Genomic DNA, 16,302 nt, shown 5'->3' with positions numbered 1-16,302 from the left:
TTAGATCTTGATTTCGCGGTTGAAGCGCTCGATCCAGGCCGAGCGCTGCTCGTTGATCTTCTTCCAGTCCTGGAACACGAACTTCTTCTTCAGCTCGGCCGTGTCCTTGGCCAGCACGCGCGCGATCTCGCCGCCCATCGTGACCTTGGAATTGGTCGGCACGATCAGATAGGGCGGATTCATCAGCGTGGTCTGCACCTCCGGCGTCAGCGCGGCCTCGATCAGCTTGAAGGCAAGCTCGCGGTTGGGCGAGTTCTTGACGATGTGGATCGTGGTCTTGAAGGCGATGGCGCCTTCCTTGGGGGCCACGAACTCGACCGGCACGCCCCGCGCTTTCAGGATCTGGATGGCGTTGAAATTGCCGGGCGAGATGTCGATCTGGCCCTGCTGGAACAGTGTCGCGAGTGCGCCGGGATTGGCGGCGACTGCGGCGAGATTGGGCTTGAGCTCCTCCAGCGCCTTGAAGGCGGGATCGACATTGGCTTCCGAGCCGCCCCGCATCTTGGCGATCTCGACCAGCCATCCGGTGCCGAGCGTCGAGTTGAGGTTGGTGATGCCGACGCGGCCCTTGAACTCGGGCTTCCAGAGATCGGCCCATGACGTCGGCGGCGTCTTGACGGCTTCCGGATTGTAGGTGAGGCCGACGACCTGAAAGAACGGGGCGGGGCCCATCGGCTCCTGCGCCTCGGCGATCAGGTCCTTGTAATAGGCGCTTTTCTCGACCGGATAGGGCTCGACCAGGTCCTGGCCGATGGCGACGAGTGCAGGGCCGGGATCATGCAGCATGACGTCGATCGGCGGATTGGCCTTGGCGGCGTTGACCTTCGCGATCTGGTCGACCGAGAGCATCGGGTCGAGCACGATCGCGGCGTCCGCGTTCGCCTTGCGAAAGGCTGGCACCAGCACGGCCTTGTGGGCTTCCTCCCAGCTTCCGGTGAAGGTCGCAAACACCAGTGGGCGGGCCTGGGCGAGGCTCAGTCCGGGAAACGCTTTCATGGCGCCGAGTGTGAGGGCGGTGGTCAGCAGGCTTCGGCGGTTGAGGATCATGTCGAACTCCGTTTGGACTATGACTGCATTTCAAAGCGTTGCGGGAAAGGCGTTGGCGAGCGACGGCGCGAGCGGTGCGAGGCGCACCGCGGCACCGTTCTCCAGCGCGCGCGTCTCGCCGATGCGCGCCTGGGAGACCTTGACGCCGGAGCCGTCGGCAGTGGTGACTTCGTGCACGACAGTGGCTCCCAGCGGTAGCGACATGCCGACGACGCCGGCAAAGCCGGTCTCGTCGCCGACGAATTGCAGATGTTCGGGACGGATGCAGACGGTGACGCGGCCACCTTCGCTAAGCGCCCCGCCGGCGGGCCGCGCGATGATCTCCGTGCCGGCGTCGAGGCGTATCTTGGCGGCGGTACGGTCCGCCGAGACCACCACGCCGGGCATGCGGTTGGTCGAACCGACGAAGGTGTTGACGAACAATGTCTGCGGCCGGTCGTAGACGTCGGATGGTGTGCCGAACTGCTCGAGCTTGCCGTGGCTCAGCACGGCGACGCGGTCCGCCATCGACAGCGCCTCTTCCTGGTCGTGAGTGACGATGAGCGTGGTGATGCCGGAAACGCGTTGCAGCCGCTTGACCTCGATCTGCATGTCGAGCCGCAGATTCTTGTCGAGCGCGGCAAAGGGCTCGTCGAGTAGCAGGACCGACGGCTTGATCGCGAGCGCCCGGGCCAGCGCGACGCGCTGCTGCTGGCCGCCGGAGAGCTGCCGCGGCAGCCGCTGGGCCATTGCAGGCAGCTGCACCAGCTCCAGCAGGCGCTGCGCCTCGCGCTGGCGCGTCGCCTTGTCGATGCCGCGGGCGGCGAGGCCGTAAGCGACGTTCTCGCTGATCGACAGGTGCGGAAACAGCGCGTAGTTCTGGAACACGATCCCGACCGCGCGGCGGTTCGGCGGCAGCGTGTCTACGATGTCGTCGCCGATGATGATCCGCCCTTGCGTCTGCGCGATGAAGCCGGCGATGATGCGCAAGAGCGTTGTCTTGCCGCAGCCGGACGGGCCGAGCAAGGCGATGATCTCGCCACCCTTGATGTCGAGATTGATGTTCTCGACCGCAAGCGCGCCGCTCGGATAGCGGTGGGTGACCGCGTCGACGACGAGCGAACGTCCGCTTGGCGCATCAGCCATGGTGTTGCCTCCCGTTGCCCCAGAGGAGAAAGCAAGTCTCGTGCCCGCGCCTGTCGCTTTTCGGCGTGGGTTTTGGCATGGTGGCTCGATGACATCGATTTGCGACCTCTCCGCCACAACCATCGCTCGCGCCATCACGAAGCGCGAACTGTCCTCGCGAGAGGTGGTCGATGCCCATCTCGAACGGATTGCGCGCAGTGACGTGCAATTGGCGGCATTCGTCACGATCGACGCAGAGGGGGCCCGTCGCGCCGCGCAAATCTGCGATGAAGCGCCTGCGCCGACCGGTCCGTTGCACGGCGTGCCCATTGCGATCAAGGACCTTACGGACACCGCTGGGCTGACGACCACCTATGGATCGGCCCTGTTCCGCAACTACGTTCCGGCCGAGGACGATCTCGTGGTCGCGCGGCTGCGTCGCGCCGGCGCGATTGTTCTCGGAAAGACCAACACGCCGGAGTTCGGCTTCGGCGCGGTCTGCACCAACAGAATGTGCGGACCGACGCGCAATCCCTACGATTTCGCGCTGACCTCCGGCGGATCGTCCGGCGGCTCTGCCGTCGCGGTCGCGGCCGGCATGGCGCCGCTGGCGCATGGCACCGATTTCGGCGGCTCGGTGCGCACGCCCGCAAGCTTCTGCGACGTCGCCTCGATCCGGCCGACGCCCGGCCGCATTCCGTCGCCGCGCCGGCCGCTCGGCTGGGACATGCTCGCCACCCACGGATTCCTGGCCCGCGGTGTCGATGACCTCGCGCTTGCATTGTCCGTGTGCGAGGGAAGCGATGTGCGCGACCCCGTATCGATCGGCCTCGGCAGCGACGATTGGTCGAACGCGGGACGTGCCCGGATCGCCGTCACACCCGATTTCCGTGTTGCACCGGTCGCACGCGACGTTCGCGCGCGCTTCAACACCGCGTGTGAGGCGCTGGCCCGGGTTGCCGACGTCGTGCCGTCCTCGCCCGATTGTAGTGGCGCGGTCGAAACCTTCCGCATGCTGCGCGCTGCGCACATCGCCAACAGCTATGGCGAGTTGCTGTGGACCCGGCGTGCGGAACTCACTCCGACGGTGATCTGGAATATCGAGGCCGGCACGAAACTGTCCGCGCAGGATTACCTCAACGCCGAACGGCGTCGCACCGCCATCTATCGCAGCTTTCGCGAGCTGTTCATCCGTACCGATTTCTTGATTGCGCCGGCCGCGTCCGTCTTCCCCTGGCCGAACGAGATCAGCGATGTCACCGCAATTGACGGGGCGGCATTGGAGACGCCGATCGACTATCTCGCGGTCACCTTCATCGTGTCGCTGGTCGGCTTTCCGGTCCTGACCATGCCGGTACGACGAGACGCGGGCGAACTGCCCTTCGGCATCCAGATCATCGCGCCGCCAGGCGGCGAATCCCGCTTGTTTGCCTTCGGCCGCATTCTCGAGAACGAACTGGGTTTTTCGCATCGCCGGCCGCCTTTCTGATCAGCTGTCGCGATGCTCGACCCGGGCGGCGAGCGCAGCGGCGAGGCCAAGGGTCGGTTTGGCGGCGGGCCGGCGGAACGTGCCCGCCGTTGCCTTGCGCAGACGCAGGGCCACCAGCGCCTCGGCCTGCTTCACCGAGGCGACGACCTGATCGACCACGGGAACGGGAATCCGGTGGGCGACGCGCTGGGCGAGGCCGGAGAGCGGGGCCCCGGCAAAGATCAGCACATCGGCCTTGTCCTCGACGATGGCGCGCTGGGCGAGATCAACCAGCACGTCCTCCTTCTCGGTGCCGACCTCGGAGATGGCCTGAAAAGGCGTATCGAGCATGCGGATGCCGGCGCAGCGCTCCCACAGCCCGTGGGCGCGGACGCACTCCTCGTACCAGGGACCAAGCGCCTGGGCGAAGGTGACAATGGCGAAGCGGCGCCCGGCCATGCAGGCGGTCAGCATCGCCGCTTCCGCCATGCCGACCACGGGAATGTCGAAGGTCTCGCGCGCGGCGAACAGGCCGGGATCGCCGAAGGCCGCGATGATCGCGGCATCGACCGTCCCGTGCTGCTCGGCCAGCATCTCCAGCGCGATGGCCCCGCCGATCTGCGCCTCGGTGCGCGTCGCGATATAGGGCACGCCGCGGGTCGCGGTGCAGGGGATCAGCTCCGTCCCGGGCGAGACCGCCCGCTGCCCGACACCCATCATCAGGTGTGTGACCTCGGCGCTGGTGTTCGGGTTGAGCAACAGCAGCTTCATGGCTCAGGCCGCCGTCCGCTTGGCTTGAGAGGCGGCGAGGACTTCGAGCAGGGCCGTGCCGGTACGCGCGACATGCGCGCCGAGCAGGCGGCCGGCCGCTTCGCCGTCGCGCGCTTCGAGCGCGGCCAGGATATCGGCGTGCTCGTCGACCGAATTGCTCCAGCGCCGGTCGGCGCCGAGGGCGAGATATCGCGCACGCTCGGCCCTGGAGATCAGCGTTTCGTGAGCTTCCCGCAACGGCGTGTTGCGCGCCATGCGGACGATGGCGTTGTGGATCTCGCCGTTGATGGCGAAATAGTCATCCAGCTTGCCGTTGCGGTGATGACCCTCCATGCGGGCCTGAAGCGTGCGCAGGCGGGCGAGGTCGCGCTCGGTCGCGCGCTCCGCAGCGAGCTCGGCGGCGAGCCGCTCGATACCGGCGAGCGCCTCGAACAATTCCGAGATGCCGTCCGCCGCGATATCGGCAATGCGCGGGCTGCGGTTGGGACGAAGCTCGATCAACCCCTCCGCGGCAAGCACCTTCATGGCCTCGCGCAAGGGGGTGCGCGACACGCCGAGCTCCTTCGACAGCCAGGTCTCCTGGGTCTGCGAACCCGGCGGCAGTTCGCCGCGAATGATCATCGTCCGCATCCGCGCCGCGGCACGCTCATGCAGGCCCATCCGCTTGAGTTTGGGCGACTTTCGTCCCTTTGGCGCTTCCGGTTTTGGCTGCACGCGTGCCTCACTTCCCACGTTGATCTTAGCCGTTTTCGGCTCTTTGGCTTGCCTAAAATACCGACGTATCTCGCTGAAAACAATGGCATAGCGCGCAAATTGTATGCAGCATGCAGAAAATGGATTGCGTTGCGGCGAAGGGCGACGGATGATCCTGCGCAACGCGCGGATATCGCGCCTTCGAAAGCGGAGTAGGCGATGCGGACGAGTTTGCGACTGGGTCTGGTGGCGATGGCGGCAATGCTTGGCGGAAGCGATTTCGCCTCGGCGGAGACGGCGAAGATCAAGCTCGGCTACGCCAAATGCGCGCACTGCCTGCCGATGTCGCTGATCCCAGGCATGGCCAAGGGCGTCGAGGTCGATGCCACCGGCTTCAACTCGGGGAATGACGTTCTCACCGCCTTGATATCGAAGAGCATCGACGTCGCGCAGGTCACCTATCTCCACTACATCACCGCGCTCGACAAAGGCTTCGATGTCGTTGCCGTGTCCGGACAGATCAATGGCGGCTCGGAATGCCTGTCCTCCGCGAAGCTGAACCTGCCGCCCGAGGACTGGGCCACGTTCAAGGCGACCGTAGCGAAGGCGAAGAGCGACGGTCAGCCGCTGAAGGTTGCGGCCTCCCGCGGCAACGCGCAGGACATTCACATGCGCGGCGCGTTCCTCAAGCAGGGCGTTGATCCCAACAAGGACATCCAGTTCATCAACATTCCCAATCCGTCCGACCATCTCGCAGCACTCCAGCGCGGCGAGGTCGACATGATCTGTTCGGTCGAGCCGTTCGCATCGCAGATCCGGCTCGCCGGTGCCGGCAAGCACTTCGTGTTGCCGTATGAACAGGCCGCAGGCAATTTGACCAACTTGATCGTCACCCGTTCCGACGTGATCACGGGCCAGCGCGCCGGCGTCCAGGGCGTCGTCGCCGCCGTGGTCGAGCTCGACAACAAGCTGATCGCCGACAAGGGGCCGTGGATCGACGTCATCAACAAGCTCACCGGCCTCGACAAGACGGTCGCGACCGAGGCGCTGAAAAATGCATCGCCCGATCCTGCGATCCATCGGTCGCAGACTCTGGCGATCGCGGCGATGATGCGCGACCTCAAGTACATCTCCAAGGACGTCTCCGCGGAAGCGGAGAAGAACATGGACTATTCGTTCTTGGAAAAGGCCACGGGAAAGGCCAAGAATGACCTCGGTTACTGACGTTTCGCCCGCGAGGCCGACGTTCCGGCTGACGCGGGCGTTCCAGGGGCTCGAACGCCTCATCGTACCCGCGCTGCTGATTGCGGGCTGGGAGGCCTTTGCCCGCAGTGGCATGCTTCCGCCCGCGCTGCTGCCGGCGCCGAGTGCGGTGCTGCATGCGCTCGGCGACTGGGTGTTCGGCTTCGACGAGACCACGCAGACCTATTCCGGGCACTGGCTGCGTGATGCGCTCGCCAGCGCTCTTCGCGTCTTTGGCGGCTTTGCATTGGCAAGCCTGCTCGGCATCCTCGCCGGGGTCGCGATCGGCTGGTCGCGGCTGTTCGAGAAGACGCTGGAGCCGACGCTGCAGATGTTGCGCCCGATCCCGCCGGTGTCCTGGATTCCGCTCGCGATCATCTGGTTCGGGATTGCCGACAAGCCGGCGATCTTCCTGGTGTTCCTCGGCGCATTCTTTCCGGTGCTGATGAACAGCATCCATGGCGTCAAGACCGTGGACCACAATCTCGTGCGGGCGGGCGCGATGATGGGTGCCAACGGCCGACAGATGCTGACAGACATCGTGCTGCCGGCGGCGCTGCCCTCGATCTTCGCTGGGCTGCGCATCGCGGTCGGCTCGGCCTGGATGCTGACGGTCACGGCCGAGATGGTCGCGGTGAAGAGCGGCCTCGGCTACGTGCTCTGGGATTCCTACTACTTCCTGCGCTACGACATCGTGCTCGCGGCAATGATATCGATCGGGCTGCTCGGCTATCTCTCCGACCTCGGCCTCAAGGCCATCATGGCGCGCACGCTGCGCTGGCAGCAGACAACCACCGTGCAGGGCAGGGCGGGCTGATGGCGGCAATCGAGCTTCGCAACATCGTCAAGGTGTTCTCCGACAAGCGGCGCGGCCGCGACCTGCTGACGCTGGACAACATCAATCTCGACATCGAGGCCAATGATTTCGTCTGCCTGCTCGGCCCGTCGGGCTGCGGCAAGTCGACCCTCCTGAACATCATCGCCGGCTTCGAGCAGGCGACCTCCGGCCGCACGCTGGTGGATGGCAAGCAAGTGGAGCGACCCGGCTCGGACCGCGGCGTGGTGTTCCAGCAGCCGACCCTGATGCCGTGGCTGACGGCCATCGACAACATCGCCTTTCATCTCAAGCTCAAGGGCGTCGCCAAGGCCGAGCGGCACCAGCGCGCCATGGAGTTCATCGATCTCGTCGGCCTGCGCGGTTTCGAGCATCATCATCCCTCCGAAATGTCGGGCGGCATGAATCAGCGCGTCGGCATCGCCCGCGCGCTGTTGATGAACCCGAGCGTCATCCTGATGGACGAGCCGTTTGCGGCGCTGGATGCCCAGACCAAGCTCGAAATGCAGGAGGAACTGGTCGCGATCTGGCAGAAGCGCCGCTGCACCATCGTATTCGTCACCCACAGTGTCGACGAGGCGCTGGTGCTCGGCAACAAGATCGTGGTGATGACCAGGCGGCCGGGCCGGATCCGGGAGGCCGTCAATTTCGACCTGCCGCGCCCGCGCGATATCACCAGCCCCGAGTTCAACGACGCAAAGCGCCACATCTTGTCCCTGATCCGCGAGGAGTCGACGCGCCTTGCGCAGGCGTCGTAAGGTTCGACATGCGCAAGCGTCTCGGCATGATCACGCCGTCCTCCAACTCGGTGCTCGAGCCCGTCACCAGCGCCATGCTGGCCGGCGCTCCCGGCGTCACTGCGCATTTCTCGCGCTTCCGCGTCACGGAGATTGCGCTCGACGCCGACGCGCTGAACCAGTTCGACGCATCCGTGATGCTTCCGGCCGCGGAATTGCTGGCGGATGCCAAGGTTGACGCCATCGCCTGGAACGGCACCTCCGCGAGCTGGCTCGGGATCGGCCGCGACAGAAGCCTGTGCGAAGCGATCGCGGCGCGCACGGGTATCCCGGCGACAACGTCCACGCTTGCCTGCATTGACGCCGCTCGCACGCTCGGCGCCAGACGTGTCGGACTGGTCTCGCCCTATACCGATGACGTGCAGCAACGCATCGTGGACGTCTGGGCCGGGGAGGGAGTCGCGCCGCATGCCGAGCGGAATCTCGGGCTGCGCGACAATTTTTCCTTCGGCGAGGTCGCGCCTGCGACGATCGCCGAGATGATCCGGGCCGTGGCGGCGGAGGGGGCCGACGCGATCGTCATCCTCTGTACCAACCTCGACGGCGCCGCGCTGGCGGCCACGCTGGAGCGGGAGCTGGACATCGCCGTGCTCGACTCGGTCGCGGTGACGCTTTGGCGATCCCTCGGCCTCGCCGGCGGCGACATCGGCGCCCTTGCGCAATGGGGCCGGATCTTCCAGACAATGCCAGCCATCAAGTGACGGAGGCCTCAGTGACGCAGCTCGATCTCGCCATTCGCGGCGGCACCATCGTGACGGCCAGCGACGAGTTTCGCGCCGATATCGGCATTCGTGACGGCCGTATCGTCAGCATTGCAGACAGCATCGAGGGCGCGGCACGCGAGATCGATGCGACGGGATTGCTGGCGCTGCCGGGCGGCATCGACAGCCACGTCCATATCTCCCAGCCGTCGGGCCCCGATGTGGTGATGGCCGACGACTTTGCCTCGGCCACGCGCGCGGCTGCTGCCGGCGGCAACACCATGGTGCTGCCCTTCGCGCTCCAGGAGAAGGGCACCTCCCTGCGGACCTGCGTCGAGAACTACCGCAAGCTTGCCGAAGGCGAGTGCTATATCGACACGGCGTTCCATCTCATCATTTCCGATCCGACCGCGGTGGTGCTCGGCCAGGAGCTGCCGGCTCTCGTCAAGGACGGCTACACCTCGTTCAAGGTGTTCATGACCTATGACGACCTCGTGCTCAGCGACAAGCAGCTGCTCGAGGTGTTCGAAGTGGCGCGCCGCGAGGAGGCGCTGGTCATGGTCCATTGCGAGGGCTACGACGCCATCCGCTTCCTCACCAGCAAGCTGGAGCGCGAAGGCCATATCGCGCCCTATTATCACGGCACCTCGCGGCCCCAGGCCGTCGAGCGCGAGGCGACGCATCGTGCCATCAGCCATGCCGAGGTGATCGGCGTTCCCATCATGATCGTGCACGTCTCGGGCCGAGAGGCGATGGAGCAGGTGCGCTGGGCCCAGCAGCGCGGCTTGCCGGTGCATGCGGAAACCTGCCCGCAATACATCACGCTGACGGCCGAAGACATGAAGGGCCTGAACATGGACATATCAGGCGCGAAATATGTCTGCTCGCCGCCGCCGCGCGACGTCGAGAGCCAGCACGCGATCTGGGAGGGCATCACGACTGGCGTGTTCCAGACCTTCTCGTCCGATCACTGCCCGTTCCGCTACGACGATCCCAAAGGCAAGCTGACCCCGAATGCGCGCACCTCGTTCCGCTGGGTACCGAACGGCATCCCCGGCGTCGAGACCCGGCTGCCGATCCTGTTCTCCGAGGGCGTCTCGAAGGGACGCATCACCCTGCAAAAGTTCGTCGAGCTGACCGCGACCAACCACGCCCGCATCTACGGCCTCTATCCGCGCAAGGGCTCGATCGGCGTCGGCTTTGATGCCGACATCGTTCTCTGGGATCCAAAATTGAAGAAGCCCATCCGGCAGGCCGATCTGCACCACGGTTCAGACTACACGCCATGGGAAGGCTTCGAGGTCACGGGATGGCCGGTGACGACAATCGCTCGCGGCCAAGTGGTCTATCACCAGGGTCGGATCGTCGGCGCCAAGGGGGCAGGCAATGTGCTGAGCCGGGGCAAGTCGAGCCTGATCTGATCCGCCTCGACACGCCGTCAAAGCGGGCCTCTAAAGCGGAATGGCTTTAGGTTGAATCGATTGCCGCGGCTCCTTCAGCTCTCCCGCTCGCGGGAGAGGTCGGCGCGAAGCGCCGGGTGAGGGCTTTCTCCTCTTGGGGATTGTCCCATTGCGGAAATATCCTCTCCCCGGCCCTCTCCCGCGAGCGGGAGAGGGAGTGCACCTCCGTCGTTGCAGCGATCAAGCCTCATCTCATCACGCTCTAGAAGGTCACGGCCATTGCAGCGAGGCGTTGGTGGGCTCTTTCACGGGCAGCATCGATCGGCTGCTGAGGTCCGGTGGTTGGACCGATCAGAACGAAGCGGACATTGCTGATGCCGATGAAGCGCAGGATTTCCCGCAGGTAAGGCGTTGCCATATCGGTGCGGCCGCGGTTCATGCCTGTGGCAAAATCGCTGCCGCTGGCGATAATCACCAGTGTCGGTCGATCCTGCAGCAGCGGGAAATATCCGTGCGACGGGTCGAACCGAAAGGTGAGCCCGGGCTGGACGATGATGTCGAACCACTGCTTGAGCTTGTAGGGGATGCCGAAGTTCCACATCGGGGTCGAGATCAGCACGCGATCGGCAAGCGAAAAACGCAGCGCCATTCGCTCGGCCTCGGCGAAGCTGTCGCGTTGGGTGTCGTTGAAGGCCTGAGCCTTCATGCGCGCATATTTGGCCTCGACGATCGGGCCCGTGAATTCCGGCATCCGCTCGCGCCAGATGTCCACCACGTCGACGTCCCAATCCGGGCGCGCCTGGCGAAATCCGTCGAGAAAGATGCGCGCCCCGGCACTCGACTCGGACTCGACGCGGGGCGAGCAGGTCAGGTGCAGCAGCTTCGCCACAGTTTATCCCAGCGCTCTGATGACGGTATCGGCCCTGGTCACGACCGCGACGTTCTGCATGGCAAAATTGATCGAGGCATTGTGCCAGTCGGAATTCATCGTCGAGCAGCAATCCTCGGGCACGATCATGAAATAGCCCTTGTCAGCACCGGTGCGAGCGGTGTGCTCGACCGACATGTTGGTCCACGCGCCGGTATTGATGATCATGTCGCGGCCGGTGGCCTTGAGAATCGTCTCAAGCCGCGTACCTTCCCAGGCGCTCATGCGCATCTTCTCGACCACGAAATCGCCGGGCCGCGGCTCGAGGCCGGAAACGGGCGCGGCGCCCCAGCTTCCGCGCACCATCGCCTTGCTGTCGACGAGGCCCTCGAACAATGGTGCATTCAGCGTGACGCCGGGGGCGCCGGGCTCGACGACGAACCAGACGTGGATGATGGCGACACCGCGGGCACGTGCGGCCTCCGCCAGACGTCGCACATTCTCCACGACATGCTGTTGCCTTGCGTGACCCGGCGCGCCTGATTCGGCGAAAGCGCCGCCGTCCATGATGACGTCGTTCTGGAGATCCTGGATGATCATGGCGCAGCGCTGCGGATCGAGCCGCATCTCGCCTTCGGTCAGAACAGGCGAGGTTGGCGATGAGCTCGGGCCTGCTCCGCCGCCGGCGCGCCTGCCGCTCATGTAGGGCTCGTGGCGGGGCCCGACCCTGGTCGGGATTGCGTACACTGAATGCGTCGAGGTGAGATAAAGCGTGCGGAAGTCCGGCCCACCCCAGGCGAGGTTGGCGACCAGCTCCGGCACGCGGACCTTGCCGAGCAGTTCGCCGCGAGGCGAATAGACCCAGACGCCGCCGGGCGCGGTGACCCAGATATTGCCGTGCTGATCGCACTTCATGCCGTCGGGCAGGCCGGGCTCGAGCTCGGACTTGATGCCGCTCGCAAACACCCGTGCATTCGACAGCGAACCGTCGCTCTTGACGTCGAATACGCGGATCAGGGCTTGCACGGTGTCGTTGACATAGAGCAGCTTCTCGTCCGGCGAGAAGCACAATCCATTCGGCTGATAGAACAGGTTGCGATCGACGACCAGCTTCGGCTCGCCGCCGGGCACGACCCGATAGACGCCCTGGAAGCCGAGCTGGCGCGGCCGCTCGACGCCATAGACCGGCATGCGGCCATACCAGGGATCGGAGAAATAGATCGCGCCGGACGAATGCACGCAGACGTCGTTGGGGCTGTTGAGCTCCTGGCCGCCGAAATGCGAAGCCAGCACCTCACGCCGTCCGTCCGGGCGTTCGCGGACCAGCGACGACGTCGCGTGCTCGCAGACGATCAGGTTGAGCTCGGCGTCATAGGTCATGCCGTTGCATTTGTTCGACGGGCGTTTGACCTCGACGACGCCCCGTCGAGCATCCCAGCGCCGGCGCACATCGCCCGGCATGTCCGAGAACAGCAGATAGTGATCGACCGGATGCCAGATCGGTCCCTCCGTAAAGTCGAATCCGGTGCCGATCTGTGCGACCGGCGCATAGGGGTCGATCAGGGTCTCGAACTCGCTTCGCAACGTCACATGCGTCATGGATCGATCCTCGACACCTCAAGCCGGGAACCAGTTGCGCTCGGGCAGTGACTGCACGATCGGGCCCGGGACCTGATCGTGCAGACGTCCCACGACATTGCCGCCTTCGATCTTGGCGGGGCGGTCGTGGACCGGGAGCAGGTAGCGCGAGCTGCTCAGCAGCTTCTTGATCGCCGCCTTTTCCGCGCGCTTGCTGGTGCCGTGGTTGCCGGTGGTGCGCGGCTCCCAATCGTGGATTTCATGGAAAGGGGTGACGATCTGGTCGTTGAAATCGTAGATCACGTCGCCGCAGATGGTGGCGATGCCGTCGGCGGTCTCGACGATGATGTTCATCGAGCCCTCGGTGTGCGCGTTGGCGGCGTCGCAATAGACCCCGGGCATCAGCTCGATCGGGCCGGTGATCTCGAGGTCCAGGAAGCGCAGCGCGCTCTTGGTGTGCAGGCGGTCGATCAGGTGCTTGATGTCAGGGGCCGGATATTGCGGATGCATCAGGCCGGACACGGAATATTCGAGCTCCTTGCGGTTGAGCACGACGGTCGTGTTCATCGGGAACAGGTCGTCCTTGCCGGCATGGTCGATGTGCAGATGTGTGTGGCAGACGAAGCGGACGTCGCCCATGCGCACGCCGTGCCGCGCCAGCTGGTTTTCGATCATGTTCTCGTGGTACTGAAGCCCCCGCATGCCCAGCGTCTCCATGATCTGGTTGGAGCGATAGCCGGTGTCGACCACGACCGGATATTTGCCGCCGAGGATCAGGAAGCCGAGGGTGAGGACACGGCGGGTGCGGCCGCAGTCGCGGCCGAGCACCAGGAAGCTCGATTCCAGCTCGATATCGCCGTAGTCCAGGATCTTGATCTCCAGCGCCATTCGGTTCCCTCCTGCCTTGCTTCTTTTCTTTCAAAGCCGATACACGCGCGTCGCGGTCGCGCTGAAGATCGCGTCGTGTTGCGCGGGACTCAGCGGCGCGGCAGCCGCGCGAAACGCGCCAACCAGCTCGCGATAGCTGGTCCACAATTTCTCGATCGGGAAATTGGAGCCGAACAGGCAGCGCTCCGCGCCGAAGATCGCGACGGTGTCGGCGAGCACGGCGGCGATGTGCGCGGGATCGTTGCGATGGATGAAGGTGCCGAGACCTGAGAGCTTCGAGACCACGTTCGGACAGGCCGCAAGTCGCGCCATGCCGGCGCGCCAGGCGCCGCGGCCAGACGGTGAGAGGTCCTCCAGCATGCCGGCATGCTGGAGGATGAAGGTCACCTCTGGACAAGCGTCGGCCAGCTCCGCGGCCTCCGGCATCTGTGGCGTGAACACCTGCAGATCGAAGCTCCAGCCGTAGTCGGCGAGACGCGCGACGTTGCGGCGGATCATGGGGTCGGCGCAAAGATCCGAGCGAGCCGCAAAGCGGTAGAGCGGGTTCTCGTGCCAATGCAGCTGCATGCGCACCCCGCGCAGCAGTGGATAGCGTCTGAGGCGGTCGAGCTGCGGGCGCACGTCGTCGGCTGCGAAGTTGGCGTAGGCGACGATGGCGTGCGGCCAGCCGTGCTCATCAGCCGTCTGCTGCACCCAGGCAGCCTCGTCCTCGAAACGGTCATTGGCCCAGTTGGTCTGGACGTAGACGGAGCGGGTGACGCCGGTGCCCTTGAGGTCGTCGAGATATTCCCGGATCGGATAATCGCGCCGGATCGGCTCGTAGGGGCCGAAGATGCGGGGCTGCATGGGGCCGGTCAGCCAGGGCAGATCGACCTGCCGCCAGATGTGATGATGGCCGTCGACAATATCGTTCACGCCGCTCTCCTTCCCAGGGCCAGTACATGGGCGACGATCGAGGCGCTCGATCCGCCGTCCACGAGATCGTCGACGAAGCGTTCGATGGAGACCAGCGCTTCGGTCTGCGGGCGGAAGCCGGGGCCTGTCGCGAGGGGCGTCAGCCAGCTCAGGCGCCAAGCCCGCCGCGACAGTTTCGCGACGGCGTCGCGAAGGGCGTCCGGTTCGCCGCGCTCGAGTCCGTCCGACAAGATGACCACGGCAGCGCCGCGGGCGTAGCCGCCGAACCGCGGGACCGCGAGAAAGGCTTGCAGCGCGTCGCCGATGCGGGTGCCGCCGTCCCAGTCGCTGACGAGACGCGCTGCCGCATTCAGCGCCTGCTCGCGGCGTTTCAGCCGCAGCGCGCGGGTGACACGGGTCAGCCGCGTGCCGAAGGTGAAGACCTCGACGTTCGGAGCGGCCTGCACCAGTGCATGCGCGAGCCTCATGTTTTCCTCGGTGCGGCTCTTCATCGAGCCGGAAACGTCGATCAGCAGCAGGATTTTTCTCGGGCGCTGACGTCGCTTCATATGGCCGAGACGCAGGATCTCGCCATCGCTGCGGACGCTGTCGCGCAAGGTGCGGCGGAGATCGGCGAAGGGGCCGCGGCGCGCCCGCATGCGCCGGTGCCCGCGTCGCCGCGGCAGGCGGCGAGGGGCCTCTCGTGCCAGGCGCCGAAGCGCATCGATCGTGGAGAGTTGGGCGAAGCGCCGCTCGACCAGCGCCTCGGCGCGCGTCGCGGCAAGGCCGGACTCATTGGCATCGTCGGAGAGCAGGGGCTCCTCGTCGCCGCGACCTTCCTCCTGGAGGCGGACGGTCTCGTCGTCCTCGCCGTCGTCGGCATGCTCGATCGGCTCGCGGCCGCGGAAATGGAGGTCGAACAGCCGGTCGAAGGTGGCGCGGCGCTCGGGCGGCGGGGCGAGGGTGGCGAGCGCAGATTGCCTGATGTCGGCGAGGTCGCGCGGGCCCAGCAGTGCGATTGCGGTAAGGAATGCGGTGGTCTGCTCCGGCGCAACGGCGAAGCCGTTGACGCGCAGCAGCGCGGCGAAGGAAATGAAGATGCGGGCAGCGCGCGGAAGCTGCAGCTCGGTGCTCATGCGGTCGCCTCCGCGAGCATGGCATCGAGCCGGGGCGCGATGAAGTGCAGGTCCTCCTCATCCTTGAGCGCCACGCCGATTGAGCGCTTGAAGGCGTCTGGCCAGCGTGCGCCGCCCTTGTTGAGGAGCGTCGCGGCCTCGGCCCAATCGACAGCCTCGGCGATGCCGGGCGCCTTGCTCAGCGGTTCGCGCCGCAATTTCTCCACGGCCGCGACGACGGCGCGGGCCGTAGTTTCGGCGACGCTGGAAGCGCGCATCATGATGATCCGTGCCTCCCGTTCGGCGGTAGGATAATCGATCCAGTGATAGACACAGCGGCGGCGCAGAGCTTCGTGCAAATCGCGTGTCCGGTTCGAGGTCAGCACGACCACGGGACGCTCGGCCGCGCGGATCGTGCCGCGCTCGGGGATGGAGATCTGGAAGTCCGAGAGGAATTCGAGCAGGAAGGCTTCGAACTCCTGATCGGCACGGTCGATCTCGTCGATCAGCAGCACGGTCGAGTCCGGCGCGCGCAGCACCGCCAACATCGGTCGCTCGATCAGGAAGGCCTCGCCGTAGATGTCGATGCTGTCGTCGCCGGCCTGCCGAATCGCGAGCATCTGGCGCGGGTAGTTCCATTCATAGAGCGCAGCGGAGGAGTCGATGCCTTCGTAACATTGCAGGCGGATCAGGCGCCGGCCGAGCACGGCGGCAATGGCCTTAGCTGCTTCGGTCTTGCCGACGCCGGGTGCACCCTCGAGCAGCAGCGGCTTGCCAAGTGCGAGTCCGAGATAGGCGGCCGTCGCAAGCCCCTCGTCGGCAAGGTAATAGGCTGCCCGAAGCGCCTTCTCCAGCGCTTCGGGGCTATCGATGCCGACGATGTTGCTGCGAACCGCCATGG

Annotated in this window: 16 protein-coding genes; 6 read left to right on the top strand and 10 right to left on the bottom strand. The window is 65.6% G+C overall.

Features of this window, described 5'->3' with window-relative positions; translation table 11 throughout:
• A complete protein-coding gene (locus ACM42_RS00315) occupies nucleotides 1-1,047 on the bottom strand; it encodes an ABC transporter substrate-binding protein (protein ID WP_271526143.1) in 1,047 nt (348 codons plus the stop codon).
• Between the two features lie 30 nt (nucleotides 1,048-1,077).
• A complete protein-coding gene (locus ACM42_RS00310; protein ID WP_271526142.1) occupies nucleotides 1,078-2,172 on the bottom strand; it encodes an ABC transporter ATP-binding protein in 1,095 nt (364 codons plus the stop codon).
• Nucleotides 2,173-2,260: 88 nt separating this feature from the next.
• Here ACM42_RS00310 and ACM42_RS00305 point away from each other — a divergent pair, with 88 nt between their 5' ends.
• Entirely contained in the window at nucleotides 2,261-3,640 is a 1,380-nt protein-coding gene (locus ACM42_RS00305) for an amidase (RefSeq protein ID WP_271526141.1), read from the top strand.
• Here ACM42_RS00305 and ACM42_RS00300 read toward each other — a convergent pair whose 3' ends face one another.
• Both ACM42_RS00300 and ACM42_RS00295 read right to left on the bottom strand, forming a co-directional pair.
• Entirely contained in the window at nucleotides 3,641-4,390 is a 750-nt protein-coding gene (locus ACM42_RS00300; protein ID WP_271526140.1) for an aspartate/glutamate racemase family protein, read from the bottom strand.
• A gap of 3 nt (nucleotides 4,391-4,393) precedes the next feature.
• On the bottom strand, nucleotides 4,394-5,173 hold the full coding sequence (locus tag ACM42_RS00295) for a GntR family transcriptional regulator (protein ID WP_271526382.1): 780 nt from the start codon (nucleotides 5,171-5,173) through the stop codon (nucleotides 4,394-4,396).
• Nucleotides 5,174-5,302: 129 nt separating this feature from the next.
• Between ACM42_RS00295 and ACM42_RS00290 the strand changes: the two genes are divergently transcribed.
• From ACM42_RS00290 to hydA, 5 genes are read left to right on the top strand one after another with little or no spacing between them, the layout of a single operon-like run.
• Complete coding sequence (locus ACM42_RS00290; RefSeq protein ID WP_271526139.1) at nucleotides 5,303-6,307, top strand: ABC transporter substrate-binding protein; 1,005 nt, start codon at nucleotides 5,303-5,305, stop codon at nucleotides 6,305-6,307.
• Nucleotides 6,291-7,142: an ABC transporter permease gene (locus tag ACM42_RS00285; protein WP_271526138.1), complete on the top strand. Its 852-nt coding sequence runs from the start codon at nucleotides 6,291-6,293 to the stop codon at nucleotides 7,140-7,142. The genes ACM42_RS00290 and ACM42_RS00285 overlap by 17 nt, the downstream gene beginning before the upstream one ends.
• A complete protein-coding gene (locus ACM42_RS00280) occupies nucleotides 7,142-7,918 on the top strand; it encodes an ABC transporter ATP-binding protein (RefSeq protein ID WP_271526137.1) in 777 nt (258 codons plus the stop codon). Before ACM42_RS00285 ends, ACM42_RS00280 begins: the two co-directional genes overlap by 1 nt.
• 8 nt (nucleotides 7,919-7,926) lie before the next feature.
• Entirely contained in the window at nucleotides 7,927-8,658 is a 732-nt protein-coding gene (locus ACM42_RS00275) for a maleate cis-trans isomerase family protein (protein WP_271526136.1), read from the top strand.
• Nucleotides 8,619-10,079, top strand: coding sequence for a dihydropyrimidinase (hydA, locus tag ACM42_RS00270; RefSeq protein ID WP_271526135.1), 1,461 nt, complete (start codon nucleotides 8,619-8,621; stop codon nucleotides 10,077-10,079). The genes ACM42_RS00275 and hydA overlap by 40 nt, the downstream gene beginning before the upstream one ends.
• Before the next feature lie 241 nt (nucleotides 10,080-10,320).
• Here hydA and ACM42_RS00265 read toward each other — a convergent pair whose 3' ends face one another.
• Genes ACM42_RS00265 through ACM42_RS00240 form a run of 6 tightly spaced genes read right to left on the bottom strand, consistent with a single transcriptional unit; the run spans nucleotide 10,321 to nucleotide 16,300 of the window.
• Nucleotides 10,321-10,947 carry an FMN-dependent NADH-azoreductase gene (locus ACM42_RS00265; protein WP_271526134.1) on the bottom strand — a complete coding sequence of 209 codons (627 nt, stop codon included), beginning with the start codon at nucleotides 10,945-10,947 and terminating at the stop codon, nucleotides 10,321-10,323.
• A gap of 3 nt (nucleotides 10,948-10,950) precedes the next feature.
• Nucleotides 10,951-12,525, bottom strand: a complete 1,575-nt coding sequence (locus tag ACM42_RS00260) for an isochorismatase family protein (RefSeq protein WP_271526133.1) — start codon at nucleotides 12,523-12,525, stop codon at nucleotides 10,951-10,953.
• Between the two features lie 18 nt (nucleotides 12,526-12,543).
• The gene (locus ACM42_RS00255) at nucleotides 12,544-13,392 is read right to left on the bottom strand and encodes an MBL fold metallo-hydrolase (RefSeq protein WP_061882122.1); all 849 of its coding nucleotides are present in this window, start codon (nucleotides 13,390-13,392) and stop codon (nucleotides 12,544-12,546) included.
• A gap of 30 nt (nucleotides 13,393-13,422) precedes the next feature.
• Nucleotides 13,423-14,307 (bottom strand): amidohydrolase family protein, encoded by an 885-nt coding sequence (locus tag ACM42_RS00250; RefSeq protein ID WP_271526132.1) that lies wholly within the window; start codon nucleotides 14,305-14,307, stop codon nucleotides 13,423-13,425.
• Nucleotides 14,304-15,422: a vWA domain-containing protein gene (locus tag ACM42_RS00245; RefSeq protein WP_271526131.1), complete on the bottom strand. Its 1,119-nt coding sequence runs from the start codon at nucleotides 15,420-15,422 to the stop codon at nucleotides 14,304-14,306. The genes ACM42_RS00250 and ACM42_RS00245 overlap by 4 nt, the downstream gene beginning before the upstream one ends.
• Nucleotides 15,419-16,300, bottom strand: a complete 882-nt coding sequence (locus tag ACM42_RS00240) for an AAA family ATPase (RefSeq protein WP_271526130.1) — start codon at nucleotides 16,298-16,300, stop codon at nucleotides 15,419-15,421. The genes ACM42_RS00245 and ACM42_RS00240 overlap by 4 nt, the downstream gene beginning before the upstream one ends.
• Nucleotides 16,301-16,302 lie beyond the last annotated feature (2 nt).

It is taken from the genome of Bradyrhizobium sp. CCBAU 25338, assembly GCF_028128965.1.
Taxonomy (GTDB): domain Bacteria; phylum Pseudomonadota; class Alphaproteobacteria; order Rhizobiales; family Xanthobacteraceae; genus Bradyrhizobium; species Bradyrhizobium liaoningense.
Note: the sequence above shows the minus strand (reverse complement) of the source record. Positions and strands in the feature narration are given on the sequence as shown.